General features: G+C 65.0%; 24 protein-coding genes. 7 read left to right on the top strand and 17 right to left on the bottom strand.

The window, feature by feature from the left end:
- Positions 1 to 30 precede the first annotated feature (30 nt).
- A complete protein-coding gene (locus G391_RS15900) occupies positions 31 to 2,757 on the bottom strand; it encodes an SEL1-like repeat protein (protein ID WP_029086508.1) in 2,727 nt (908 codons plus the stop codon).
- A gap of 237 nt (positions 2,758 to 2,994) precedes the next feature.
- Here G391_RS15900 and G391_RS0104765 point away from each other — a divergent pair, with 237 nt between their 5' ends.
- The gene (locus G391_RS0104765) at positions 2,995 to 3,201 is read left to right on the top strand and encodes a hypothetical protein (protein ID WP_029086507.1); all 207 of its coding nucleotides are present in this window, start codon (positions 2,995 to 2,997) and stop codon (positions 3,199 to 3,201) included.
- 1 nt (position 3,202) lies between these two features.
- On the opposite strand, the gene argF is transcribed toward G391_RS0104765, so the two are convergent.
- The 15 genes from argF to coxB all read right to left on the bottom strand — a co-directional run bounded on the left by argF (position 3,203) and on the right by coxB (position 18,439).
- A complete protein-coding gene (gene argF / locus G391_RS0104760) occupies positions 3,203 to 4,117 on the bottom strand; it encodes an ornithine carbamoyltransferase (RefSeq protein WP_029086506.1) in 915 nt (304 codons plus the stop codon).
- A complete protein-coding gene (locus G391_RS0104755) occupies positions 4,117 to 5,316 on the bottom strand; it encodes an aspartate aminotransferase family protein (protein WP_029086505.1) in 1,200 nt (399 codons plus the stop codon). The genes argF and G391_RS0104755 overlap by 1 nt, the downstream gene beginning before the upstream one ends.
- A 124-nt stretch (positions 5,317 to 5,440) precedes the next feature.
- On the bottom strand, positions 5,441 to 6,397 hold the full coding sequence (locus G391_RS13845; protein WP_051257114.1) for a M20/M25/M40 family metallo-hydrolase: 957 nt from the start codon (positions 6,395 to 6,397) through the stop codon (positions 5,441 to 5,443).
- A 17-nt stretch (positions 6,398 to 6,414) separates the two neighbouring features.
- Complete coding sequence (locus G391_RS0104745; RefSeq protein WP_035303585.1) at positions 6,415 to 7,221, bottom strand: ABC transporter permease; 807 nt, start codon at positions 7,219 to 7,221, stop codon at positions 6,415 to 6,417.
- 101 nt (positions 7,222 to 7,322) lie between these two features.
- Positions 7,323 to 8,969, bottom strand: a complete 1,647-nt coding sequence (locus G391_RS0104740; RefSeq protein WP_156893838.1) for a putative bifunctional diguanylate cyclase/phosphodiesterase — start codon at positions 8,967 to 8,969, stop codon at positions 7,323 to 7,325.
- 28 nt (positions 8,970 to 8,997) lie between these two features.
- Positions 8,998 to 9,588 (bottom strand): GNAT family N-acetyltransferase, encoded by a 591-nt coding sequence (locus G391_RS0104735; protein WP_029086502.1) that lies wholly within the window; start codon positions 9,586 to 9,588, stop codon positions 8,998 to 9,000.
- Positions 9,589 to 9,712: 124 nt separating this feature from the next.
- Entirely contained in the window at positions 9,713 to 10,978 is a 1,266-nt protein-coding gene (locus G391_RS0104730; RefSeq protein ID WP_029086501.1) for a M16 family metallopeptidase, read from the bottom strand.
- Complete coding sequence (locus G391_RS15805; protein WP_029086500.1) at positions 10,975 to 11,673, bottom strand: SURF1 family protein; 699 nt, start codon at positions 11,671 to 11,673, stop codon at positions 10,975 to 10,977. The genes G391_RS0104730 and G391_RS15805 overlap by 4 nt, the downstream gene beginning before the upstream one ends.
- A gap of 52 nt (positions 11,674 to 11,725) precedes the next feature.
- A complete protein-coding gene (locus G391_RS13840) occupies positions 11,726 to 12,925 on the bottom strand; it encodes a cysteine peptidase family C39 domain-containing protein (RefSeq protein WP_029086499.1) in 1,200 nt (399 codons plus the stop codon).
- A 151-nt stretch (positions 12,926 to 13,076) separates the two neighbouring features.
- Entirely contained in the window at positions 13,077 to 13,952 is an 876-nt protein-coding gene (locus G391_RS0104715) for a cytochrome c oxidase subunit 3 (protein WP_029086498.1), read from the bottom strand.
- A gap of 32 nt (positions 13,953 to 13,984) precedes the next feature.
- Entirely contained in the window at positions 13,985 to 14,557 is a 573-nt protein-coding gene (locus G391_RS13830; RefSeq protein WP_035303579.1) for a cytochrome c oxidase assembly protein, read from the bottom strand.
- Positions 14,554 to 14,688, bottom strand: coding sequence for a hypothetical protein (locus tag G391_RS15895; protein WP_281168400.1), 135 nt, complete (start codon positions 14,686 to 14,688; stop codon positions 14,554 to 14,556). Before G391_RS15895 ends, G391_RS13830 begins: the two co-directional genes overlap by 4 nt.
- A gap of 10 nt (positions 14,689 to 14,698) precedes the next feature.
- Complete coding sequence (locus tag G391_RS0104700) at positions 14,699 to 15,652, bottom strand: heme o synthase (RefSeq protein WP_029086497.1); 954 nt, start codon at positions 15,650 to 15,652, stop codon at positions 14,699 to 14,701.
- Between the two features lie 91 nt (positions 15,653 to 15,743).
- Positions 15,744 to 17,429 (bottom strand): cytochrome c oxidase subunit I, encoded by a 1,686-nt coding sequence (gene ctaD / locus G391_RS0104695; protein WP_029086496.1) that lies wholly within the window; start codon positions 17,427 to 17,429, stop codon positions 15,744 to 15,746.
- Between the two features lie 20 nt (positions 17,430 to 17,449).
- Positions 17,450 to 18,439, bottom strand: coding sequence for a cytochrome c oxidase subunit II (gene coxB, locus G391_RS13825; protein WP_035303577.1), 990 nt, complete (start codon positions 18,437 to 18,439; stop codon positions 17,450 to 17,452).
- 217 nt (positions 18,440 to 18,656) lie between these two features.
- Between coxB and G391_RS0104685 the strand changes: the two genes are divergently transcribed.
- From G391_RS0104685 to G391_RS0104665, 5 genes are all read left to right on the top strand, one after another.
- Positions 18,657 to 19,007 carry a PadR family transcriptional regulator gene (locus tag G391_RS0104685; protein WP_029086495.1) on the top strand — a complete coding sequence of 117 codons (351 nt, stop codon included), beginning with the start codon at positions 18,657 to 18,659 and terminating at the stop codon, positions 19,005 to 19,007.
- Positions 19,004 to 19,582: a DUF1700 domain-containing protein gene (locus G391_RS0104680; RefSeq protein WP_029086494.1), complete on the top strand. Its 579-nt coding sequence runs from the start codon at positions 19,004 to 19,006 to the stop codon at positions 19,580 to 19,582. Before G391_RS0104685 ends, G391_RS0104680 begins: the two co-directional genes overlap by 4 nt.
- Complete coding sequence (locus tag G391_RS0104675; RefSeq protein WP_029086493.1) at positions 19,582 to 20,316, top strand: GIN domain-containing protein; 735 nt, start codon at positions 19,582 to 19,584, stop codon at positions 20,314 to 20,316. The genes G391_RS0104680 and G391_RS0104675 overlap by 1 nt, the downstream gene beginning before the upstream one ends.
- Before the next feature lie 46 nt (positions 20,317 to 20,362).
- Entirely contained in the window at positions 20,363 to 21,793 is a 1,431-nt protein-coding gene (gene tldD, locus G391_RS0104670; protein ID WP_029086492.1) for a metalloprotease TldD, read from the top strand.
- 113 nt (positions 21,794 to 21,906) lie between these two features.
- A complete protein-coding gene (locus G391_RS0104665) occupies positions 21,907 to 23,949 on the top strand; it encodes a TonB-dependent receptor plug domain-containing protein (protein WP_029086491.1) in 2,043 nt (680 codons plus the stop codon).
- A 3-nt stretch (positions 23,950 to 23,952) separates the two neighbouring features.
- Here G391_RS0104665 and G391_RS0104660 read toward each other — a convergent pair whose 3' ends face one another.
- Positions 23,953 to 24,597, bottom strand: a complete 645-nt coding sequence (locus G391_RS0104660) for a DUF2799 domain-containing protein (protein WP_029086490.1) — start codon at positions 24,595 to 24,597, stop codon at positions 23,953 to 23,955.
- 182 nt (positions 24,598 to 24,779) lie between these two features.
- On the opposite strand from G391_RS0104660, the gene G391_RS0104655 reads away from it, so the two are divergent.
- The gene (locus G391_RS0104655) at positions 24,780 to 26,006 is read left to right on the top strand and encodes an argininosuccinate synthase (RefSeq protein ID WP_029086489.1); all 1,227 of its coding nucleotides are present in this window, start codon (positions 24,780 to 24,782) and stop codon (positions 26,004 to 26,006) included.
- Positions 26,007 to 26,070: the final 64 nt, after the last annotated feature.

The raw sequence follows: 26,070 nt of genomic DNA, 5'->3' as shown, positions 1-26,070 counted from the left end.
ACGCGCCGGCGGATCGAAATTCGTCAGGCGTCAGCCCTGGGCAGCCTCGGCCAGAATGCGTTCGGCCTCACGCTCAGCCGTCAGGCGCTGGCTGGCCGCAAGCTGACCACGAACCCGCGCGGCGGCCTCCTCTGCGCCTTCGTCACCCGAACGTCCGGCCACGAGATACCACTGATAAGCCTTTGCAAGATCCGGCTGCGCGTCCTGTGTCCCGCGCTCATACAGGCGTGCGAGGTTGTACTGGCTGTTGACCAGCCCCCGTTCCGCCGCAGCCTGGAACCAGTGCATCGCCTGCTGCTGGTTGAGCTCGCCGCCGGTTCCCTGGAAGAGATACATGGCCAGATTGTGCATCGCGGCAGGGTCGCCTCCACGCGCCGCGCGCTCGGTCCAACGACGCATCTCGACCGGATCGGGGGCGACGCCGGCTCCACCGGTTTCGTACAGTTGGGCCATCACCACCTGGGCCGGTGCAAAGCCGAGATTGGCCGCTCGGCTCATCAAACGCACGCCCTCGGCGTTATTGGCGTCGATCAGGGGCAGGGCCTGGTCGTACAGTCCCTGCGCCTCAGCCTGGGCCTCGGCAGCTGGCGGGGCGATGGTCGTTTCGGTGGGCGTGGTCGCAGCGGCTGCCAGCGACGGACCTTCCGGGGTCGGTAGGCCGGGAATGGCCGACCCTTCCTGGACCAGGCGCTGATAGCCCAGAACGCCGGCGACGCCGAAGCCGACAACAACCGCGGCTGTTGTCGTGGCCGCCAGGGCCTTGCCGAGGGTCGAGCCTTCGCGCCGTCCCTGCTTTTCGACGCGCTTCTGCAGGCGGGATTTGCTGCCCCCCATGCGGAAGCCGAAAGACTTGCGATCACCGTCGCCCGCCTCGCCCTGTTCACCGCGGCGGGTGGCGGCGCGGGCGGCCTCGATGGCTTCACGGGTGCTGAGCGGTCGCTCCGCCTCGCCGTGCCGGTTCGTCAGGAACTCTGTCGGCGGATCAAAGGCATCCAGCTCGCTGGACGGCTCCATCATCGCCGCGCCGAAGGAGGCGGCAACCGCAGCCGGCAGCGGCTCGACCGCCGGGGTCGCCACGACCTCGACGGCCTCCGGCATATTCGTCTGGCCAAGGAGCTGTTCGATGTCGAGATCAACGCCAGAGGCTTGCGGTGCCAAATCCGCAAAAACATCCGCCGAGGCTTCGCGCGGGAATTCCGGCGCGCGCGGTGTCAGAACCGGGGCGGCACCGGCGAAAACATCGTCGGCACCAAACGGCGACTCCGCGAGATCAGCCGACGCCTCGCTGGAACCGGCCCCCCAGTCGCTCTCGAAGGTTTCAGCCGGGAAGCTCTCGGTGTTCCAGTCGAGCGCCGGATCGCTGCTGCGCTTGGCCAGCTGCTTGTCGATGCTCTCGCGGGCCTCCGCCAACAGCTTGGCGGTCCGCTCCTCGGACTGACGCATCCGCTCGGCCAGCTCACCCGAGGCCCGCTCGTAGCGCGTCTCCATCTTTTCGGAGGCGCGGTTGAGCTTTTCGGTCAGCTCGTCGACGCCTTGGACGGCGCGGCGCTCGCTCTGGGCAATGCGCTCGGCCAGACGTTCGGAAATGCGCGTGATCTCGCTGCCCAGCTTTTCCAAACCGAGCGCGTGATGGTCATCGGCCCGGCGCAGGCGGTGCTCGATAGCCTCGGCCACCCGCGCGACATCCGAACCCAGCGACTTCGACAGCTCCTGGCCCATCACCTCCACCGCCTTGAGCGCCTTCTCCTGCGATGCGACCAGAACCTCCTGCTGGTTCCGCTCCGTCTCCTTGAGACGGCCATCGAGGTTCGACGCGATACGAACGACCTCGCGACCCATGGCCTCCAGGGCCTGAGCCTGACGGCGCTCGGAATCCTGCAGATGCGCCCCCAACTCCGCCAGGGCGCGCTCGACCTTGTCCATGCGGCCATCCGAGGCGGCATGATCGAGCCGACGCATCATCTCGTTGCGCGAATCCTCAACCTTGCGCGTCAGCCCCTCGGCCAGTTTCTCCAGGCCGGCGACCTGGGCAGATCCCTGACCGTTCGATTCCGTGCGTGCCAGCCGCCGATCAAGGTCGGCGAACGACTGTTCCAGCTTGGCCAGGGATTGAGCGGTTCGACCTTGCGCCTCTTCGAGCCGCTGGGCGATCCGGGCGACGACGGACTCCGTGGCCCGGTCGGACGGCCCCTCGCGCTCGATCCGCTCCAGCCGATCGCGCAAGGCCTGAGAGGTATCGCGGCCCCGCGCCTCGGCTTCGTAAAACTGACCTGCCAGCTTGCCGATCGCCCCTTCGATCTTGCCGAAGGCTTCGGAGTAGCGCGGCCCCGTCTCGTCCTCGAAATGCCGGACGCGGGCGCGCGCCTCGCGCATCGAATCCGACAGTTCCTCAAAACGCCGATCCCGAGAGGCAGCGTCGGCCTCGGTCACCTCCAGCCGCTTGACCAGTCCGGCCACAGCGCGATCGACGCCGTCGATGGCGACCAGCGAGCGGCGCTCAGCCCCTTCGAGCCGCGAAGACAAGGCTTCGATCGACCGCAAGGCCGCGGTCGCATCCTCGCCGCGCAGGGAATAGGCGTCATCATAGCGACGCGGTTGACGGCGGCGGTCGTCGCTGAAGTCCTCGGCGCTGTTCTCGGAAATCATCTCGGAGAGCCACTCTCCGAGCGTCATGCCGGAGCGTCGGGCCAGGTCTTTTGCGACCTCCCGCGTACGGGGTTCGATCCCCTTGACGCTCCAGGGCGCCGCGCCGCTCATTGATTCGCTCCCGACCGCTTGCTCAGTCACGGTAGACGCCCATTTCTTGGGTGTAAACGCACTGGTAACCCCAATATCTAGCGTTAACGGCTCTTTACTGTGGACAGTCCCCCCGCCCGGGGCGAGGGTCGCCGACCCTCTGCCCCCTTGGTCCGCCAATCGTGGTTAACAGGGCGTAAATCGTTAACTTCGCAGCAAGACGTTGCGCGCGGGCGTCGACAGGGCCATGTGGCGGCCATGCCGTTGAATGCCACCCTTGTCCTGCTCGTATGTGCCGCCGTTGTCGGGGTTTTTTGCGCCTGGCGAGGGGCCCAGCCGCCCAATCTGGTGCGCGGGCCCAGGATGGTGCCTTACCGGTTCATCATGGTGTTGTGCGCGGCGCTGGCCCTGATTGCGGTGGTTCACCTGATGAACCTGGCCGGGTTCGAAACCGGTCGGCGCTAGCTCAGCCCCTGAGACACCAGGCGATGACCGCCTTCTGGGCGTGAATACGGTTCTCCGCCTCATCCCACACCGCGGACTGCGGACCGTCGAGCACATCATCGGTGACCTCTTCGCCCCGATGCGCCGGCAGACAGTGCAGAAAGATCGCCCCATCGGTGGCCAGCGACATGAGCCTGTCATCCACCGCGTAGGGCTCAAAGGCGTGCAGTCGGGCTTCGTGGTCCTGATCGCCCATCGACACCCAGGTGTCGGTGATGACGACATCGGCCCCTTCGACCGCCACTTCCGGATCAGAACCGAGCGACACATAGTTGCCACCCCGCTGCAGGTCGAACAGGTCGGGATGATAGTCCGCCGGGCAAGCGATATTGAGCTGATAGCCGAGCAACGGTGCCGCGTGGATCAGACTGGCGCAGACATTGTTGCCGTCCCCGACCCAGGCCAGCGTCCTGCCGGAGATCGGCCCCAGTCGTTCTTCAATCGTCATCAGGTCGGCGATGATCTGACACGGATGGCTCTTGTCCGTCAGGCCATTGATCACCGGCACGCTCGAGGCCTGGGCGAAGCGGACGACATCCTCGTGGCTATTGGCGCGGATCATCACCGCATCGACCATGCGTGACAGAACCCGGGCGGTATCCTCGACCGTTTCACCGCGCCCCAGCTGCATGTCCGAGGCATTGGCGATGATGGCATCGCCGCCCAGCTGACGGATGGCCGCGTCGAACGAGAACCGTGTCCGGGTCGAGTTCTTCTCAAAGATCATCGCCAGGACGTGGTCGCGAGCCGGGGCATCAGCATCGACCCGGCCCTTGGGCCAGCCCTGACGGGCCGCCTTGCGGTCGCGGGCATCGTCCAGAATGGCGCGCAGGTCTGCGGGCGTCAGGCGATAGAGATCGAGAAAGTGGCGGACCATCAGCCCGCCGCCTTGATCTTCTCGCGCGCCACATCACAGGCTTTTTCAAACCGGCGAATGGCCTCCTGGGCATCTTCCATTGTCATGTTCAGCGGCGGCAGAATCCGCACCAGATTGTCGCCGCCGCCGGCGACCAGCAGATGCGCCTCGTCGCGGGCCCAGCCCATGAATTCGCGATTGTTCGGGATCAGCTTGACGCCGAGCAACAGACCCTTGCCGCGCACCTCGACGATGACGTCGGGATAGCGATCCTTCAGACCTTCGAGTTGCTGGACCAGATAGCCCGAGATCTCGCGAACATTGTCCAGGACCGCCGGGCTGGACAGTTCTTCCAGGGCCGCGAGGCCGACGGCCATAGCCAGCGGATTGCCGCCGAAGGTCGAACCATGCACCCCGACCGTCATGCCCTTGGCCGACTCGGTCGTGGCCAGACAGGCCCCGATCGGGAACCCGCCGCCCAGCGCCTTGGCGACCGCCATGATGTCGGGGGCCATTCCGGCCCATTCGTGGGCCCACAGTTTGCCCGACCGGCCCATGCCGCACTGGACCTCGTCGAAGATGATCAGCACGCCGGTTTCGTCCGCCAGCGCGCGCATCCAGCGCAGATCCTCTTCCGACGTGGCGCGGCATCCGCCCTCACCCTGGACGGGCTCCAGAATGATGGCGGCGGTGGTCGGATTGCGGAAGGCCGCTTCCAGCGCCGCCTTGTCGCCCCACTTGAGCTGATGGAAACCCTGCATCGGCGGGCCGAAGCCCTCGGTATAGCTGGGGTTGGCCGCCGCATTGATGGCGCCGTAGGTCCGACCGTGGAATGAGCCGTCAAAGCCGTAGATGTCGATGCGCTCCGGCTGACCATTGGCGACGTGATATTTGCGCGCGGTCTTGATCGCGCACTCGACCGCCTCGGTGCCCGAGTTGGTGAAGAAGACGACATCGCCGAACGAGCGCGCCGTCAGGGCGTCCGCCAGAGCCTCCTGGCCCGGAATGCGGAAAATGTTCGAAACGTGCCAGAGCTTGTCGGCCTGATCCTTCACGGCCTGGACCAGTTTCGGATGGGCATGGCCCAGCCCGTTGGTCGAAATCCCCTGAACACAGTCCAGATATTCGACGCCGTCCGTCGACCACAGGCGTGCGCCCTGGCCACGCTCGACCTGCAGAGGTGCGCGGTTGTAGACGGCCATCAGGTGTTCGGTGGTCACGGTTTCGGCTCCTGAAAAGTGAAAGGCCCCGTCGCGGGTGCGACGGGGCGAAGCTACAGGTTTGTCGTCTTGTGAACGCGGTTAGTCAACACCGCGGCACATTCCGGCCGGGGGTCGCCCCGCTTCATTCGCGCAGATGATCGTCCGGCCGATGGAAGTACCCGTCGATCTCGGTCACGACGGCGGCATACGTCTCCGCAGCCAGAAACAGGGTCGCCGATTCGACCCGCCCGATGTTGTCGTTCTCGGAATGGATGACAGTGAAGACGTCGGGCACGAACCCTGGTGCCAAGCCGCTCTGGCCTTGCGGCGCGTTGAAGGCCAGCCACATCTGATGAGCCCCGATTTCGGTCTGGAAGCCGAGCGAAACCACCGGCGTTCTGTCCGCTACGAAAGTCCGATCGTCGCTGGGCGGATAGTTGGGATAGCCGACACACTGCAACTCACGCTCAGAACAGACGCGCTGAACCGCCTGGGTCACGAATAGCGATTGCGGCCCGTTATTCTGGCCGTACATCATGGTGTCGCCAAAGGCCGCCACGTCAGAGTTCACCACGGCGGCGGCGTGGCCGGTGCCATGCGCAGCGATCCAGGCGCGCGACCCGAGCAGGCCCAGTTCCTCCTGATCGAACAGGACCACCCGCACATCGTGATACAGGTTATCGTCCCGCAGCTGGCGCGCCGCCTCGACAACGGCGACGACCGAGGCTGCATTATCGACCAGGCCGTCCGCCAACTGGCCATTCGCGAGCACTACGGCATCATAGTGGGCCGTCAGCAGAATCTCGCAGCCGCAGTTGCTGTGACCACGAACCACGAAGGTGATGTTGTGTCCTTCCATCGGCCGGCCGGCCTCGCCGCCCTCAAACGCCTCGACGACCGGCTCGAAACCGGCCCGGCGGATCAGCGTCAACGCCGCCTCCCGTCGCGCTTCGGCGGTCGGTCGCGCAAAGGTACGAACCTGGTTGAGCAGAACGGTTTCCGCTTCCAGCCGCGCAATGGCGGCGGACGGTTCCCGACTCTGGGCAAAGGCCGAGCCGGCCGAAAGCAGCAAGGCCACAGCGATCAACAGGCAACGCATGGACACCTCCCCCGAGGTCAGGATTTCAGGCGCCAGCCGCGCCGGAAGACCTCATAGGCAGCCCAGCCGACGATCACCGTCAAGACAAATGACGAGATTACCCCAATGACGAGAACTCCTTCGGCCTGGCCGATGAAGCCATAGCGGAAGCCGTCGATCAGATAAAAGAAGGGGTTGTAGTGGCTGATCGTCGCGAACGGCTCGGGCAGGGCATCGACCGCATAGAAGGTGCCCGACAGGAAGGTCATCGGCATGACGACGAAGTTCTGCACCACCGCCAGGTGGTCGAACTTTTCCGACCAGACCCCGGCCAACACCCCCATCAGACCCAGCAAAAGTGAGGCGATCAGAGAAAAATAGACGACAGCCCAAAGGTGCTCGATGCCGAAGCGCGAGAACGGCCACACGCAGATCGCCGTCGCCAGCCCGACCAGCAGGCCCCGCGTCGCTGCTCCCAGGCCAAATCCCAACAAGAGCTCCAACGGGGAAAGTGGTGGCGTCAGAAAATCGGTCGCAGTGCCCATAATCTTGGCCTGGATCAACGACGAGGAGGCATTGGCAAAGGCATTGTTCAGGATCGCCATCATGATCAGGCCCGGCCCGACAAAAACGGCGAAATCCACGCCCGGGATCGGCTGGCGCGCACCCTGCACCGCCACGACAAACACCATCATGTACAGCAACGTCGTCACGACCGGCGCAAAGACGGTCTGAGCCCCGACCTTCCAGAACCGGCGCACCTCCTTGAGATAGAGGGTCTTCAAACCCTCCCAGTTCAGGCCGTTGTAGGTGCGCGGAGCGGGAGGAGAGACAGGAGCGGTCATGCTCGCCGATATAGAGGCGGCGCGAAGCAGGTTCTAGGGACTAGGTTCCAGGGAATAGGGTTCGCAGGAGCGCCCCGCCTCTAGAACCTGGAGCCTAAACCCTACCTGCTCCGCGCCTTGATGGGGGCGTAGCCGTCCGCCAGGCTCTCATGCAGATAGACCTCCGCCTCCTGCGCAGCCAGTGCCGGCGCGTAGCCGAATCCCTGTCCATAGTGGCAACCCACCGACATGAGCTGTTCGGCCAGACCGGCGTTCTCGACCCCTTCGGCTACCACCTCCAGCGAGAGGTCGCGGCCCAGCGCCACGACCGAGCGGACAATCTTGGCCGACCCCTCGTCCTGGGTCATGGTCAACACGAAATACCGATCAATCTTCAGCGTATCGAACGGCAGACGCGCCAGGTAGGTCAGGGACGAAAAGCCGGTCCCGAAATCATCCAGCGCCAGCGACGCACCGGCTTCACGCAGGGCCTGAAGCGTCGAGGCGGCACGATTGGTGTCGCGCATGATGTCACTCTCGGTCACCTCCAGCTTGAGGGCACCCGGGCGAAGGCCCGCCTCCTTGATGATACGCGCCACGTCCTGCACCAGGCCGTGCCGCTCGATCTCGCCGGTCGACAGATTTACGCTGACGAACAGATTGGCGGCGGCGGGGTGGCGTCCGATCCATTCGGTCAACTGGCGCGACGCCGTGCGCATCATCAGCACGCCCAGGTCGTTCATCAGGCCCATTTCCCCGGCCAGGGTCAGGAACTCATCCGGGGCGACCAGTCCGCGCTTGGGGTGACGCCAGCGGGCCAGGGCCTCAAAACCGGCAACCGCCCCCGTCTCCAGGTTCACGATCGGCTGATAGTGGGGTTCGATCTCGCCACGGACGAACGCATTCCTCAGGTCCGATTCCATGGCCAGACGCGACAGGCTGTCGGACTCGAGAGCCCGGCCATAGGCGGCAGCCCCTCCGCGCCCGACCGTCTTGGCCTGTTCGACCGCCAGTTCGGCCCGGCGCAACAGTTCGGCGGCGTCCGGCGCATCCGGGCCACCTTCGGCGCGAACCGCCCCGATCGACAGGGTCGGGTAGATATCAAAGCCGGCCACACGCAGTGGCTGTTCCAGCGCCCCGCGCATCTGATCAGACGGTCGCACGGGACCCGATCTGATGATGATGGCGAACTCGTCCTCGCCAATGCGCGCGGCCGCGCAGTCGTCGGGGAACGCCGAGGCCAGGCGCGCAGCTAGGGCCGCCAGCACCAGATCCGCGCGATCATGGCCGAGGGCCTCGTTCAGACGCCGCAACCGATCCAGGTCGGCCACGACCAATTCATAGTCCCCCGGATGGATCAGAGCCTCAGCGACCCGAATCAGGAAGGACCGGCGATCCAGCAATCCCGTCAGCGCATCCTTGCCGGCCCCACCAAAGCGGCTTTCGACCGCCACGACACCCGCGGCCCGCAGACCGTCCTCGAGCCACACTCCGCGCCACAGGCAGGCCTCGCCGCCGCGCATGCGCATGCGCAAGGCGATCTCGGCCCCCTCGTCCTGCTGTCGGAACAGTTGCTCCGCCAGCGCGCGATCTTGCGGCATCGCCAGGGCGCTGAAGGCTGCGGGGGTGCATTCCGGAGCCAACGGCCCCAGGCCCAGCGCCCGGGTCGCGCCGGTAAACCGGATGGCATTCTCCGCCGGGCACCAGGTCCACAGCGCAACGCCCGCCGCCGCCAGGGCTTCCAGCGACGTCGTGGGGTCCCATGCCATGTGCCGTGACCTGTCGGCCAAGTCGTCCTCAGACTTCCTCAGGGGCCTCACTCCTGATGAGGCCGAACAGGAGATGATCTCGCCAAGTACCGTTAATTTTCAAATAAGCCCGGGCCAATCCTTCGTGCTCGAAACCACAGTTTTCCAGGACACCGCGCGAACCGTCATTCGACGGCAGGCAGGCAGCTTCGATGCGATGCAGACCAAGACGACCAAAACCGAACCGGCAAACCGCCCGCACAGCCGCTGTCGCATAGCCCCGGCGAACAAAAGGCTGGCCGATCCAATAGCCCAGGGTCGCCGTCTCGGCGACGCCGCGCCGGATGTTGGACAGGGTCACGCCGCCGACCAGGGCTTCGTCGTCGGGACGAAAAATGAAGAACGGATAGGCCCCGCCCAGTTCGATCTCGCGGGTATAGACCGCCAGCCGACGACGATAGGCGGCGCGCGTCAGATCATCCTCGGGCCAGCTCGGCTCCCACGGCTGCAGGAAATCGCGCGAGTGATGGCGCAGATCTGACCATTGGCGATAGTCCGAGTTCCTCGGCAAACGCAGCAGCACCCCGTCGCCTCGAACAGCCAGAGACGGATCGGGATGGATCCAGTCCAGCAGCGACATCAGGCTGCATCCCTATCAGCACAAGGGATCGTCGTCGCCGCTCCGCTGACACCCCATCGCCGCATCCAGAACCTCCGCCTGCATGTTGCGGCGCGCTCGGCCAAGGCGCAACCCACCCGGTAGTTCAAGCTGCGCCCAGTCCCCGGACAAAAACCTCCGCAGCGACGGCTGCGCGTCCCGGCCCGATTGCCGCCGCCGCCGACCGCCGTGGCGCGAGCAGCCGCTCTGCCACGCGGCGAAGATCATCCGGGGTCAGGCCCGCCAGGCGATCGGCTATCTCTGCGGTCGGGATCAACCGGTCCCAGACCAGCGCCTGCCAGGCCCCGCGTTCGGCACGCGACGCCAGGCTTTCCTCGGCCATATAGAGCCCGGCGAGGGCCTGGGCGCGGGCACGGTCCAGTTCGCCCTGATCAACCCCGTCGGCCAGCTTGAGCAGCTCAGAGGCGGCCAGTTCGGCCATTTCGCTCGCCTTGCTTCCAGCGGTTCCCGCAAAGATGGATATCATCCCGCTGTCGGCGAAGGCCTCGTATCCGGCGTCCACCGAATAGGCCAGGCCACGAGCCTCGCGCGCCTCCTGGAACAGGCGCGAAGCCATGCCGCCCCCCAGAATCTCGATCAAAAGGGCCAGCGCCGGCAGATCGGGGTCGCGCGCCGCCAGACCCGGCACCGCAAAGACGAGATTGGCCTGTTCAATGCGCCGCGTTTCCGACGCGGTGCCGCCGACGAAGTGGGCCGGGGCGATCTCGGCGGACCGGCCCGACGCCGGGCCTCCAAACCATCGCTCCACCATCGACAGCACGGCCGCTTCCTCGACCGCACCGGACACCGATACGGTCATCCGCTCTGGCGCATACAGATGGGCGCGCCAGGCCTCGAGAGGCGCGCGCCGGGCCCCGGCGAGACTATCTGTCGATCCCAGGATCGGGCGTCCAAGCGGCTGGCCAGAAAAGGCACAGGCCTGGGCCAGTTCGAAAACATGATCGTCGGGCGTGTCGTAGGCCTCGGCGATCTCCTGGGCGATCACATCCTTTTCGCGCTCCAGTTCTTCGGCATCCAGCGTGGGTCGGAATACCAGATCCGACACGGTGGACAGGGCCAGTTCCAGATCCGGGGCCATGGCCCGAACCGTGAAGGTGGTACGCTCCTGGCCGGTCGCAGCATTGAGGTTGCCGCCAACGGCCTCGATCCGCTCGATCAGCTCGCGCGCCGAACGCCCCCCGGCACCCTTGAACACCATATGCTCCAGCAGGTGCGACCAGCCTGAACGCGCAAGGTCCTCGTGTCGGGCACCGCCTGAAGCGGTGACGGCCACGGCCACGGTGTGCAGGCCAGGGACCGGGTCGCAGACGACCTTGAGGCCGCTGGGCAGACGATGCAGCGCCGCCGTCACGCGCGATACCGCCGATAAAGCAGAGCCGCATAGACCCCGATCAGCGCCAGAGCCAGGCCGTACCAGGTGATGGCGTAGCCCAGATGATTGTTGCTCAGACCTTGCGGCAGGGCTGTTGGATGCAGGGCTTGCCATTCCGGATTGGACGAGGTTTCGGCCACAATCATCAGATCGCGACGGACCGCCGATGCATCCAGCATATCGGCCATCGCCCCGATGTCGCGAACGTAGATCAACCCATTGTCGGCCGGCGGCGTAAAACTGTTGGCTGGCTCGCCACGCCGAAGCACACCGCGCACCGCTACAGGCATCGCGCCTCCGCCCTCGGGCGGGCGGGCCGAAATCGCTTCCGGCACAAAGCCACGGTCAACCAGAATGGGCACGTCCGGTGAGCATACCGAAACCAGCCGCACACCCGCCTCGCCATCCACCAGGGTTCGCAAGGACACAAAGGCGGCCCGGTCCAGCCCCCTGCAGGTCGCGATGACTCGGGCGAATTCGGGATCAGCGCGGGCCAAAGCCTGATCCAGCGGGACGGGTGGCGCGGCCTGTGCCGCCTCAATCCGCGCCAGAAGATCCTGTTTCCAGGCCAGCCGCTGGACCTGCCACGTCCCCAGGAACACCAGCACCCCAAGGGCGAGGGCGGACAGGATCGTCAGTAACCAGGGAAAGGCACGCGAGGCGGTCGGCGTCATCCCGGCCTTCTAGGCCATCGGTACGGCCAAAGGAATGACCCCTGAATGAAGGCTACCGGCAACCGGGACAGAAAAGGAATTCCCGCTCGCGCTGATCCCCGGTGAACCGGAACAGGGGGAAATTCTCGTCGTAGAAGAACTCGCTGCGAGCGCCGCGCTCGATTCCGGCGATCGAGATGTAATCCAGGTTCCAGTTGTCGCCGCCCAGGCCACCTCGCGATGTGGTTTCCAGGCGCACACCCCGAACATCGGCCAGGCGAACGTCGTCCGGAATCGGCAAGGCGATCTCCTGTTCGCTGTTATTGAGCCACGGATGGCCGCGATTGATGTTGTTGAAGGTCAGGGTGCGTCCCGAGCGGGTCAGCACATGGGCGTTGAGATTGTCATTGGTCCCGCGCAGGTCATCCCCACCGGTGCCGAGTGTCAGGACCAGTTCGCGCGGGGCCTGGGTGATCACCGGCGGTGTCTGAGGCGTGTAGTTTTCGATGAACCAGGCCTGCCAGGCCAGTCGGCGACCTTCCTCATTGGGTTCGTGATACCGCCAGGCGACGGATTCAGGTGCCGGGCTGAGGGTTCGAATCTGGCCGGGTTGATTGGGATCATAGACGATGATCCTGACCTCGCGGACGGTCGAGCCACGCGGGTCACCGTCATAGCCGCTCACATCATAGCCGATGGCGATGACCTGATGGTCGCCACCGCAATAGTCCCACCCCGAACAACTCTTCAGGCCCAGCGGCACGGGGCGGCCGGCATCGATCTCGCGGCGCAGCTGATCCAACCGTCCTTCCAGGCCCCAGCGATAGAATTCAGAGTTGCGTTGGCCGTGCGGGTTGAAGCTGAGCTCGATCCACTGGGCCAGGTTCTGGTCGATGACCGAATGGTTCTGGCGCGCATAGATATAGTCGCGCAGGGCCGTGCCGTCCGCCGGTCGGTAGTCCTGGGTCGGCAGGGGGATGTGCGGATTGTTGAAATAGTCCAGGGCCGCAAAGATCATTCCGCCGCACAGACCATCCGTGCGCCAGTCGAACTCCGGGATGAAATTATTGCCGAAATAGTTCGAGAACCGAAAGCCGTGGACCGCCGGATCGAAGCGCATGCGGTTGGCCGTGCGCCGGCCCGTTGCGATGACGCCGGGGCGAACTTCCAGAATTCGCGGGGTGACCTGCTGGATCGTGGCCGAGGCCGGTGCCGCGAAAGCCACCATCCCCAAGGCCACCAGAAACGAAAGAACCGCAACACGCACACGCATGGCCACCCTCCGATTTCGTCGTGCCCGAGAGGGCAGACATGCAGAGTGTCAGAGGATGGGGCCTAGCTCAATCTGACAGAACCAGATTCCTTCAGATACGAAAACGGGGACGCCCGCATGAGCGTCCCCGCTTCAGTACCCGGGTTGGAGATCAGGACCCGCCGTGTCCCCCGAACGCCACATAGACGAAGGCAAAGAGGAACAGCCAGACCACATCCACGAAGTGCCAGTACCAGGCCGCCGCCTCGAAGCCGAAGTGCTTCTGCGGGGTGAACTGGCCGGCCAGGAGGCGCAGCAGACAGACGATCAGGAAGATGGTCCCGACCAGAACGTGGAAACCGTGGAAGCCGGTCGCCATGAAAAAGATCGAGCCGTACAGGCCCGAACTGGCCGCCGCGTCGTTGAAGAACAGGTGCTCGTGGATGATGTGGCTGTACTCATAGGCTTGGATCGCCGTGAACAGGGCACCCAGCATGACCGTCAGCACCAGGCCCCATTTGGCCGCCGAGCGGTTGCCAACCTGAAGCGCGTGGTGCGCCCAGGTCACCGTCGTGCCCGACAGCAGCAGGATCACGGTGTTGAGGAACGGCAGGTGCCACGGATCGAGGGTTTCAACCCCAGCCGGCGGCCAGCTTGACCAGGCCGCGCGGACCTCTTCGATCGACGACAGGGTCCTGTGCTCGTTCCACAGGGCCATTTCGAAGAACATCCAGAAGAAGGCGACGAAGAACATGATCTCCGACGCGATGAACAGGATCATGCCGTAGCGAAGCCCGATCGAAACGACCGGCGTGTGGTCGCCCCCACGGCTTTCCTTGATGACGTCGCTCCACCAGCCGATCATCGAATAGAGAACACCGGCCAGACCAGCGAAGAACAGCCAGCTGGTGCCCTCCGGCATGCCGAACAGGCCCTTCATCCACATGACGGCCCCGACGAACATCACCGTCGCGGCAATGGACGCCACCAACGGCCAGGGGCTGGGGTTCACAAGATGGTAGTCGTGGTGGACGGCGTCCTGGGCCATGGGCTCACTCGGCTGAATTCTGCTGGGTTCGGCTATAGCGGGGCCGGGGCCGCTCCGCTAGAGGCGGATGCCTCCGGATCGAACCCCTGGGTCGGATAGAAGGTGTAAGAGAGGGTCACATTGCGGATTCCGCGCCCCTCGGGCTCAGTCTCGATCGTCTCGTCGATGAAATACTGGATGGGAAACTCCAGCGTCTCTCCCGGCTCGATCCGCTGTGATTCGAAACAGAAGCACTGCAACTTGAGAAAATAGGGGCCCGCCGATTCAGGCGAGACATTGTAGGCCGCAGTCGCCTCGACCGGCTGGTCCGAGGTGTTGGTCACGCGGAAATAGGCCAGGGTCGGCTCTCCCACGTGGACCGTCTGGCGAAGCTGTTCGGCCTGGAAGGTCACCGGCAGGTCACGCACATTGGTGTCAAAACTGACCGTCAGGGTGCGGTCCAGGACACGTTCGGGGGCTTCCACCGCGCGCTGGGTCGTACCGTCAAAGCCCGTCACCTGACAGAACAGGCGATACAGCGGCACCGCCGCATAGGCCGCCCCGACCATGCCGACGGCGACCACTCCACAGATGAGAGCGATCCGCGCGTTTCTGTCGATCTTCATCCCGCGCTCGCGGCGATGTTGGCGGTCATCCGCAGGACGGTGATGGTGAACACAAGGACCACAAACAGGACCAGGGCCCCGGCGATGGCCCAGTTCCGGCGCTTGCGGGCAGCGATTTCATCTTCAGTCATGGCGCGCTCCTTACAACAGGGCGGTTTCGATCAGAAGGGCGGCGAACAGGCCGAACAAATACAGGATCGAATAGGCAAACAGATTTCGGGCCGATTTCGCCTCGGCGCGAACGTCATAGAGGGCCGCCTCACGCCCGACCGCCTCGGCCTTGTCGGGCTGATCCCCGGCGCGACTGCGGAACAGTCGCCAGGCTAGCAACAGGAACACCAGCCCCCCGCCGATTGAGGTCGCCAGATAGATGGGGCCACCCAGCCCCACCAGACCCGGGAGCACCGCCACCGGAACCAGCACCAGCGAATACAGCAGGATCTGAAGACGCGTGGACCTGGCCCCGCGCGCCACCGGCATCATCGGGATGCCGGCCTTGGCGTAGTCGCCCGCCGAATATAGCGCCAGAGCCCACGAATGCGGCGGCGTCCACAAGAAGATGATCAGAAATAGCAACCAGGCCTGCCACGGAGCCTCACCCGTTGCGGCGGCCCAGCCGATGACCGGCGGAAAGGCCCCGGCGGCACCGCCAATGACGATATTCTGGGGCGTTCGTCGCTTGAGAACCAGGGTGTAGAGCCCGGCGTAATAGACGATTGTCAGGCCAAGTAGACCACCCGCAAGCCAGTTCACGCCCAACCCCAGCAGGGTTACCGATGCCACCGACAGGATTGCCCCATACGCTAGGGCGTCACCGCGCGGCACTCGGCCTGCCGCGACAGGTCGCCCCCGCGTGCGTCGCATGAGAGCGTCTGTGTCTCCCTCCAGCGCCATGTTCAGGGCCCCGGCGGCACCGGCACCCAGCGCGATACACAGCACTGAAATGGCGGCCAGCAGCGGGTTCATCTCGCCCGGCGCGACGACCAGGCCCGTCAGGGCGGTGAAGACAACCAGCGACATGACGCGCGGCTTCAGCAGCTGGACATAGTCCGAGGGCTCGGCTGCGAGGGTCTGTTTGTCGGTGGTTTCGGTCATCTGGGTCTGAAATGCGTCGGGGACGGGGCCTGTTTCGGCACCGTCCCCGCGCTTGGATATGGGGGGCGACGGGCGGGGCCCGTCACACGCCCTAGTGGTGGTCGTCGGCCTTGATGACCGGCGGGGTGTTGAACTGGTGGAACGGCGGCGGCGACGACAGCGTCCATTCCAGCGTCGTGGCGCCCTCACCCCACGGATTGGCTTCAGCCGGACGACGACGGATCGCCGCCTCGATCAGCATGATGAGGAACACGCCCACACCGACCAGGGTCACCACATAGCCCATCGAGGACACATGGTTCCACAGGGTGTAGGCCTCGGGATAGTCGATGTAGCGGCGCGGCATGCCCTGCAGGCCCAGGAAGTGCTGCGGGAAGAAGACCAGGTTCACGCCGATGAACATGATCCAGAAGTGCAGGGCTCCGAGGAACTCATTGTACTTCACGCCGAACATCTTCTCGAACCAGTAGTAGAAGCCCGCGAAGATGGCGAACACGGCACCCAACGACAGGACGTAGTGGAAGTGCGCCACGACGTAATAGGTGTCGTGCAGGCTGTAATCGATGCCGGCGTTGGCCAAGACCACGCCCGTCACGCCGCCGACCGTGAACAGGAAGATGAAGCCGATCGCCCACAGCATGGGCGTCTTGAAGTCGATGGAGCCGCCCCACATGGTGGCGATCCACGAGAAGATCTTCACGCCGGTCGGCACCGCAATCACCATGGTCGCGGCGGTGAAATAGGCCCGCAGGTCTACGTTCATGCCGACTGTGAACATGTGGTGCGCCCACACGATGAAGCCGACGAAACCGATGGCCACCATGGCGTAGGCCATGGCCAGATAGCCGAACACCGGCTTGCGGCTGAAGGTGGAGACGATGTGACTGATGATGCCGAAGCCCGGCAAGATCAGAATGTAGACCTCCGGGTGACCGAAGAACCAGAACAGATGCTGGAACATCACCGGGTCGCCGCCACCGGCCGGATTGAAGAAGCTGGTGCCGAAGTTGCGGTCCGTCAGCAGCATGGTGATGGCACCGGCCAGAACCGGCAGCGACAGCAAGAGCAGAAAGACGGTGACCAGGATCGACCACACGAACAGCGGCATCCGGTGCAGGGTCATGCCCGGCGCACGCATGTTGAAGATGGTGGTGATGAAGTTGATCGCCCCCAGGATCGACGAGGCCCCCGCGACGTGAAGCGAGAAGATCGCCAGATCCATGGCCGGGCCGGTATGGCCGGTCGTTGAAAGCGGCGGATAGATGGTCCAGCCACCCCCGAAGCCTCGTCCCGGCCCGCCGTCGACGAACATCGACATCAGCAGCAGCACCCAGGCCGCAACCAGCAGCCAGAACGAGATGTTGTTCATCCGCGGGAAGGCCATGTCAGGCGCACCGATCATGATCGGAACGAACCAGTTGCCGAAACCGCCGATCATCGCCGGCATGACCATGAAGAAGATCATCACCAGGGCGTGGCCGGTGACCACGACGTTGTAGGCGTGCTTGGCGCGGCTTTCGTCCGAAAGGTCGAACAGGCCAAGCTGCGACAGCATCGAGCCGGGGGTGAAGACCTGCAGACCCGGCTCGGCCAGTTCCCAGCGGATCAGACCCGACATCAGACCGCCGACGATCCCCGCCATGATGGCGAAGAGCAGGTACAGGGTGCCGATGTCCTTGTGGTTGGTCGACAGGAACCAGCGGGTGAAGAACCCGGGCTTGTGATCGTGGTCGTGGTGGTCGTCGTGACCGGCCTGAACGGTTTGGGCAGTAGCCATATCTGTGTCGAGCCCCGGTCTTATTGGGCCGCCGGCGCGGTGGCCGTCGGTTCGGTTGTGGTTTCACCTTCGGCGGTCGCCTCGGCGGCTGCGCCTTCAGCGGTGGCATCGGCGGCGGCGGCGGTCGCGGCTGCAGCCTGTGCAGCGGCGGCCTCGGCGGCGGCGGCTTCGGCCGCCTGATCCGCCAGATAGGTCATCGAGCCACCGCGCGAGGCGACCCACTGTTCGAACTCGGCCTGGGTCACGACGTTGATCTGAAGCGGCATATAGGCGTGGTTGATGCCGCACAGTTCCGAGCACTGACCGTAGTAGATCCCCGGGCGCTCGGCGCGGAACCAGGTTTCGTTGATCCGACCGGGCACGGCATCCGTCTTCAGACCAAAGGCCGGCAGGGCCACCGCGTGAATGACATCTGCACCGGTGATGGTCAGGCGCACCACCTGACCGACCGGCACGACCATCGGCTCGTCCGCCGCCAGCAGATAGGGTACGCCCTGGGCGCGCGCCTCGTCTTCCGGCAGCACGTTCGAGATATATTCAGAGATGCCGTACTCGGGGTACTCGTAGCCCCAGTTCCACTGATAGCCGGTGACCTTCACCGTCACATCCGGGTCGGGAATGTCGTGGTAGGCGAACAGCAGCCGGAACGAAAACACTGCGATAAAGGCCAGGATCAACACCGGAACCAGGGTCCAGATGACCTCGATGGTGGTGTTGTGGCTCCACTTGGCCGGGGTCGGATTGGCCTTCTTGTTGTAGCGGATGACCACCCAGATCAGCAGACCCAGCACGAACAGGGTGATGACCGTGATGATCGGCAGCAGGATATAGTCGTGGAAAAAGTGCGCATCGTGCTTCAGCGGCGACGCCGCTTCCTGAAGCCCCAGCCCGCCTGGTGTCGGCTGACCGACGGTCGTGCTGGCCCAGGCCGCGCCTGACAGCAGCGTGGTGCTGACCAGAGCCATCAGGCCGGCGATCCCCTTGCCCATGCCCATTCCCCAATTCTTCATGTCTTGACGGCCCGGATTACCTGAATGCCCACGCGCCAATACCCGCACGGGGGCGGTGGGATTTCGGGCTGACATATCGGGTCGCCTCGCGCTTGCCAAGCCGTCAGGCGCGACACAGCCGTATTGAATCTGCCTCGATTACAAATCTGTATATTGACAGCTACCTTGCATTCACAGATACCTTGCAATATCGGGCTTGAGACATGGAGGTCCACACATGCCGGAAGGCATTGAGATACAGCTGAAGAAGGGGGTGCTGGGCCTGTGTGTCTTGGCCCTGCTCTCGGCGCGGGACAACTACGCTTATGAGATTGCCGCGCGGCTTGCTGACGACATCGGCATGGGCGAGGGCACCATCTATCCGCTGATGCGTCGCATGCAGTCGGACGGCCTGGTTGAGACCTATCTGGTCGAAAGCCCCGCCGGACCCTCTCGCAAATACTATCGCCTGACCGAGGCCGGTCGGCACGCCTATGAGGCTCAGAAGGCCGAATGGCTGACCTTTTCCCGGGCCGTTGAAACCATCCTCAACGCCCCGGCACCCTCTATGACAGGAGAAATTGCATGACCCGCGCCGAGTTTCTGACCCGGCTGCGGCGGGGCTTGAATGGCCTGCCGCCCGAAACCATCGACGAAATCGTCGCCGACCACGAGGCCCATTTCGTCGAGGCCGCCGCCGCCGGACGCCAGGATCCCGAAATCGCTGCGGCGCTCGGCAACCCCGAGCGGCTGGCCCGCGAGGTTCGGGTTGAGGCCGGCCTCTCGCGCTGGGAAGCCGAGAAGACGCCGTCCAACGCGGTGGCCGCCCTGGTGGCCCTGATCGGACTGGCCTCGGTCGACATCCTGTTCCTGTTGCCGCTGCTGGTCGGCGTCGCCTCGGTCCTGGCCTCGCTGTTCATTGCGGCGATCGGGATCTTCATCGGCGGCGGTGCCGCGCTCGTCGCCGGCCCGTTCTTTGGACCTCCGGGGGGGCCGCTGGTCGCGATCCTGATCGGCATCGGCCTGATGGCCATGGGCGTTCTGATGGCGGCGGTGACGGCTGTTCTGACCATCTGGCTGGTCAATTTCCTGGTCTGGTTCGCCCGCCTTCACTACCGGCTGCTCAAGCCGGCCCTGCAACAGAATGAATCGGGAGAGATCTGATGATCCGCACCCTGCTTTTGATCGCAGCCGCCAGCTTCGTCCTTATGCTGGCTGCCTTTGGCGGTGCCGCCGCCCTTGGGGGACCTGAGCTCCTGCGAAACGGTTGGACGATCGATGTAGGCGACAACGATTCCGAAGCGTGGTCTGGCCCGACCGTCGAACGGACGCTGGAGTGGACCGGCGGCGACCGCCTCACCGTCGCCCTGCCCGCCGATGTCGTCTTCACCCAGGGCGATACACCCTCGGTCGTTGTCTCGGGGCCCGAGACTGCGGTCCAACGCATCACCCTGGTCGACGGGCGTCTTGCCTTCGCCGACGAGAACGGGGCCAGCGAGCGGTTCACCGTCATCGGTCGATCCTCGGGCCTGACGGTGACCATCACCGCCCCGGACGTCAGTCGTTTTGAACTGGAAGGTGCGGGCGATCTCACGCTGAACGGGATCGACCGTGATGAACTGGTGCTGGTCGTCGCCGGGGCCGGGGACATTGCGGCCAATGGTCGAACCGGCACCCTGAACCTAATGATCGCCGGGGCCGGAGATGCCGATCTCGCCACCCTCGCGACGGAGAATGCCGACGTCCGCATCGCCGGGGCCGGTGGCGCTGAGGTCAATGCCAGCCAGTCCGCCAACATCGTGATCGCCGGTGTCGGCAACGTCGATCTGGTCCAGCGCCCGGCCCACCTGACCCAGGAGATCTCGGGCGTCGGCTCGGTTGATGTTCCGGGAGAATAGACGCCGGGAGGTGACGGAGACGGTTCGAACGCCTAACTGATAGGCCATGACCGTCTCCGTTTCTCCGCCCCCCATCCTCGAACCCGCCGGCGTCTCGCCCGAGACAGCCGGTGCCGTGCTGCAAGAGGCCCTTGTCGGGGCCGATGACGGCGAACTCTTCCTCGAGCGCGCCGAAAGCGAATCGTTGCTGTTTGACGACGGGCGGCTGAAGTCGGCGGCCTATGACGCCAATGAGGGCTTCGGTCTGAGGGTCGTCTCCGGTGAGACAGCCGGCTACGCCCATTCCAACGAGATCACCGTCGACGCCCTCAAGCGCGCCGCCGAGGCCGCCGCCCTGGCCAAACAGGGGCGGGCCGGAAATGCGGCCGTGGGGCCGAGGGCGACCAATCAAAAGCTCTATGACGAGGTCGATCCGCTGGCCTCTCCCGCCTTCTCGGACAAGATCGCCCTGTTGCAGGAGATCGACGCCTATGCCCGCGCCAAAGACCCGCGCGTGGTCCAGGTTTCGGCCTCGATCGCCGGCGAGCGCCGCGCCATTGAAATTCTGAGGGCCGATGGCCAGCGCCTGAGGGACGTGCGCCCCCTGGTCCGCGTCAATGTCTCGGTCACGGTGGAAAAGGACGGACGGCGCGAGTCCGCCTCTCAGGGTGCCGGGGGCCGCGCCGGCTTCGAAACCTGGATCGCCCCGGACCGCTGGCAGGGTCAGGTCGAGGAAGCCATTCGCCAGGCCCTGGTCAATCTCGACGCCATCGACTGTCCCGCCGGTGAGATGGACGTGGTGCTCGGCGCCGGCTGGCCCGGCGTTCTGTTGCATGAGGCCGTCGGCCACGGCTTCGAGGGCGACTTCCACCGCAAGGGCTCGTCGGTGTTTAGCGGCAAGATGGGCCAGCGCGTGGCCGCGCCCGGCGTCACCGTGGTGGACGACGGCTCCATCGCCGGACGGCGCGGCTCGCTCTCATTCGATGACGAAGGCACGCCCACTCAGCGCAATGTGCTGATCGAAGACGGCATCATGGTCGGCATGATGCACGACCGCATGTCGGCTCGACTGATGGGTATGGAGGCGACCGGCAATGGTCGGCGCCAGTCGTTTGCCCATATCCCGATGCCGCGCATGACCAACACCTTCATGGAAGGCGGCAAGGACAAGCTGGCCGACATGATCGCCTCGACCAAACGCGGTCTCTATGCCGTCAACTTCGGCGGTGGCCAGGTGGACATCACCAACGGCAAGTTCGTTTTCCAGTGCACCGAGGCCTATCTGATCGAGGACGGCAAGGTGACCGCCCCGGTCAAGGGGGCCACCCTGATCGGTGATGGGGCCACGGCGTTGCAAAAGATCTCGATGATCGGCAACGACTTCGCGTTCGACCCCGGCGTCGGCGTCTGCGGCAAGTCCGGCCAGGGTGTGCCGGTGGGAATCGGTCAGCCCAGCCTCAAGATCGGTGGCCTGACGGTCGGCGGAACGGCGGTCTAGAGGCCACATTTTCGTCGCCAGGATTGCGCCGATTTAATCTACCTTTCAGCCATTTAACTGGCGCGCCTTAGCCGTGCACGGCACTACCTTGCATGACAAGGGAGCTAACCAGTATGCGCACGATCTTCGGGCTGGCTGCCGTGGCCGCCGCCGCCCTCGCCCTGCCGGCCCAGGCCCAGGCCCAAGACGTCCAGCCTGCGGAACCCAACGCGCCCTATGAGCGCGCGGATGGCGTGCGGGTCTATCCGCCGGCTTTTTTCGCCGAGGCGCGCCCCAGCACGGCGCTCGATATGGTCAGCCGGATTCCCGGATTTTCGATCAATCAGAACAATTCGGTGCGGGGCTTTTCGGGTGCGGTCGGCAATGTCCTGTTCGACGGCTCGCGTCCGGCCTCCAAGGACGAGGGCCTGTCGGGCCTGCTGCAACGTATTCCCGCCGACCAGGTCGAACGGATCGAACTGATCCGCGGCGGGGCCCCGGGCGTGGATATGCAGGGCTATTCCACCGTCATCAATGTGGTGCGTCGGGCCGTCCCATCGAGCCGCCAGGTGGTGGCCACCGCCGGTGCCTTCATCTTCGACGACGGCCGCTACATTCCCAGCATCGGGCTGGATATCTCCGGCACGAACGGCGCTCGCCAGTATTCCTTCGCCCTGACCAGCTCGACCTCGATCAATGACGGCGTCGGCTCCGGGATCCAGCGCCGCTATGACCCGACCGGTGCCCTTGTCTTCGAGGATCAGATCGAGAGCGAATCCGACGGCGATGGCCTGGGCGTTCGTGGACGTTGGCAACAGCCGTTGATGGGCGGCGAAATCGAGCTGACCGGCAACGCCGGCTTCTATGACTACAAATTCGAGCACAACCAGTTCGGCCTGGCCGGGGACCGGTTCCTGACCGACGGGGCGGATACCAACTATGGCGAGGCGGGGTTCCGTTATCGCCGTCCGCTCAATGCGCGCCTGCGCGGTGAGGCCCGCCTCATCCAGCGGCTGCGCCAGACAACCGGCAACCAGAGATACATCGGCCCCGGCCTTGATCAGTTGTTCGCCTATGACAACGCCTCGGGCGAAACGATCGTGCGCGGCTCCCTGACCTTCGAACGCAGCGAGACTCTCACCTTCGAGACCGGGGCCGAGGGGGCCTTCAACTTCCTCGATGCCCAGCAAGCCCTGACGGTCGGCGGCGTGCCCGTGCCCCTGCCGTCTGACAGCGTGCGGGTCGAAGAGTTGCGCGGCGAAGTCTTCGGCCAGGCGACCTGGCGGATTCGCGAGAACCTTACCTTTGAGGGTGGCCTGCGGCTCGAACGCTCGACCATCAGCCAGTCCGGGGCCTTCGAGCTGGAACAGACCTTCACCTTCCTCAAGCCCCGCGCGATCCTGACCTGGAGCCCGACCTCGGCCGACCAGTTCCAGTTCCGCATCGAACGCGAGGTCGGCCAGCTCGACTTTGGCGACTTCGCCGCCTCGGCTGAGCTGTCGAACAATGTCGTCAACGCCGGCAATGCCAATCTCAGCCCCCAGTCCGCCTGGGCCTTCGAGGCCACCTGGGAGCGTCGCTTCTGGACCGACGGTGTCCTCTCCGCCGGTATCAGCCATGAGCGCATGACCGACGCCATCGACGTCATCCCGGTGTTCAGTGGCCCGGACGTCTTCTCGGCACCCGGCAACATCGGCGACGGCTCGGTCACCGAGTTCGAACTGGAAGCCACCATCCCGACCGACCGTTGGGGCATTCCCGGTGGCCGCTGGTTCCTGTCGGCAGAGGTCGCCGAGACGGAGGTGACCGACCCGACCACCGGCGAGGCGCGGGGCATCTCCGGCTATCGCGAGGTCGAGTACTTCACCCGCTTCAGCCAGGACATCGACAGCTGGCGCATGAACTGGGGCTTTGAGTATCAGCCGTTCGGCGAAGACACGGTCTGGCGCATCGACCAGATTTCGCACTTCCGGTTCCGCGACTACGCCTCGGCCTGGATCGAGTACAAGCCGACCGACGCCTGGTCGATCCGCACCCAGGCCTGGGTTCTCGGAAGCTACGACCAGACCCGCACCATCTACGCCGGCCCGCGCGACACCGATCCCGTCGCCTTCACTGATATCCGCTCGATGGAACCGGAAAGCCGGGTTCAGGTTCGCGTGCGCCGGACGTTCTAGCGATCACCAGCTTCCGTAATAGGCCGCGAAGCGCGCCCGCAGCTCACGAACGTCGCGCTCGGCCTCGCGCATGCGCCATTCTGCGTCGCGGGCCTGATCCAGGGCGCGGTCGCGATCATTCCTCAGCGACCGGATCCGGTCACGGATGATCCGGCGCTGATCGTCGGTCAGGTCCGGGGCCTGGGCCGCCGTCTCTTCCGTGCGAATCCGGCTTTCCAGGTCGCGTGCGGCCTGCTGGTGGCGATTGTAGTCATTCTGAGCCGCGTCGTAGGCCCCCTGCGCCGCGTGCACGAGCTGACCGTCGGAATAGCCGGCCAGAAAATCACGCTCGAGCTCGGCCGGGCATACGCCGCCGTAGCTGTTGCCCATCCGGCCTGCCCGGAACCCGCGTTCCGGCGTGCAATAGCTGCGCAAGCCCGCCCGACGTCCCTGTTCATACTGCACATGGTCCGGCGTGACCCCGTGCCGCTGGCAGGCCTCGATATGCTCCTCCAGCCGCTGGTGACTGTAGCCCGAGTTCCCGTCTGACTGGCCGATCCCGTACCAGTCGCCGACCGCACACTGTTCCTCCGACAGGGTGGCACAGCCATTCAGGACCGCTCCGCTGACCAGAACGGCACAAAGGCCGATGATGGGCTGGATACGCATGTTCATTCCCCCGATGAGCCGAAACCGATCCTAGCTGGACACGGCCTGAACCGCCAATGAACCCAAGCTGCCGAGACGTTGCAAGATCAGACCTTGCACCCTGCCCCAGATCGTCAAAAGCGGTTTCCACTTTTGGCCGTCAGGCGCTAAAGCGTCCGCCTCCCCAGCCGAAAGCCTTTGCCATGTCCGACAAGCCCGCCCCCAAGAAGGTCGTCCTCGCCTATTCCGGCGGTCTGGACACCTCGATCATCCTGAAGTGGCTCCAGACCGAATATGGGGCCGAGGTGGTGACCTTCACCGCCGACTTAGGCCAGGGCGACGAGCTGGAGCCGGCCCGCGAAAAGGCGCTGAAGCTGGGTATCAAGCCGGAAAACATCTTCATCGACGACCTGCGCGAAGAGTTCGTGCGCGACTTCGTCTTTCCGATGTTCCGCGCCAACGCCCTGTATGAAGGCCAGTATCTGCTCGGCACCTCCATCGCCCGGCCGCTGATCTCCAAGCGCCAGATCGAGATCGCCCGTCAGGTCGGGGCCGACGCCGTCTGTCACGGCGCCACCGGCAAGGGCAACGACCAGGTCCGCTTCGAGCTCGGCTACTATGCGCTGGAGCCCGACATCCGCGTCATCGCCCCCTGGCGCGAGTGGGACTTCAAGTCGCGCGAGGCCCTGCTCGCCTTCGCCGAAGAGCACCAGATCCCCATCGCCAAGGACAAGCGCGGCGAGGCCCCGTTCTCGGTCGATGCCAACCTGTTGCACTCCTCATCCGAGGGCAAGGTGCTGGAAGACCCGGCGGTCGAGGCTCCCGAGTTCGTCCACCAGCGCACCATCAGTCCCGAGGATGCGCCCGACACCCCGACCGTCATCACCATCGGCTTTGAGCGGGGCGACGCCGTCTCGATCAATGGCGAGGCCATGAGCCCGGCCACCCTGCTGACGGCGCTGAACCAGTATGGCCACGACAACGGCATCGGCCGACTGGATCTGGTCGAGAACCGCTTCGTCGGCATGAAGTCGCGCGGCGTCTATGAAACCCCCGGCGGGACCATCCTCCTGGCCGCCCACCGCGGGATCGAAAGCATCACCCTGGATCGCGGGGCCATGCACCTGAAGGACGAACTGGCGGTCAAATACGCCCACCTGATCTATAACGGCTTCTGGTTCGCCCCCGAGCGCGAGATGCTCCAGGCCGCCATCGACAAGAGCCAGGAAAAGGTGTCGGGCACCGTCCGCGTCAAGCTCTACAAGGGCAACGCCACCGTCATCGGCCGCGAGAGCGAAAACTCCCTCTACGACCAGGACCTCGTCACCTTCGAAGAAGGCGTCCAGGCCTACGACCACCACGACGCCGAAGGCTTCATCAAGCTGAATGCGCTCAGACTGCGGGTGCTGGGGAAGCGGGAGCGGCGGTAGGGGGCGTCACGCCTTCCGGCGCGACAGACCTCAACCCCGCTCACCGCTCATCCCCGCGAAAGCG

This window comes from Brevundimonas aveniformis DSM 17977 (assembly GCF_000428765.1).
Lineage (GTDB): Bacteria > Pseudomonadota > Alphaproteobacteria > Caulobacterales > Caulobacteraceae > Brevundimonas > Brevundimonas aveniformis.
Note: the sequence above shows the minus strand (reverse complement) of the source record. Positions and strands in the feature narration are given on the sequence as shown.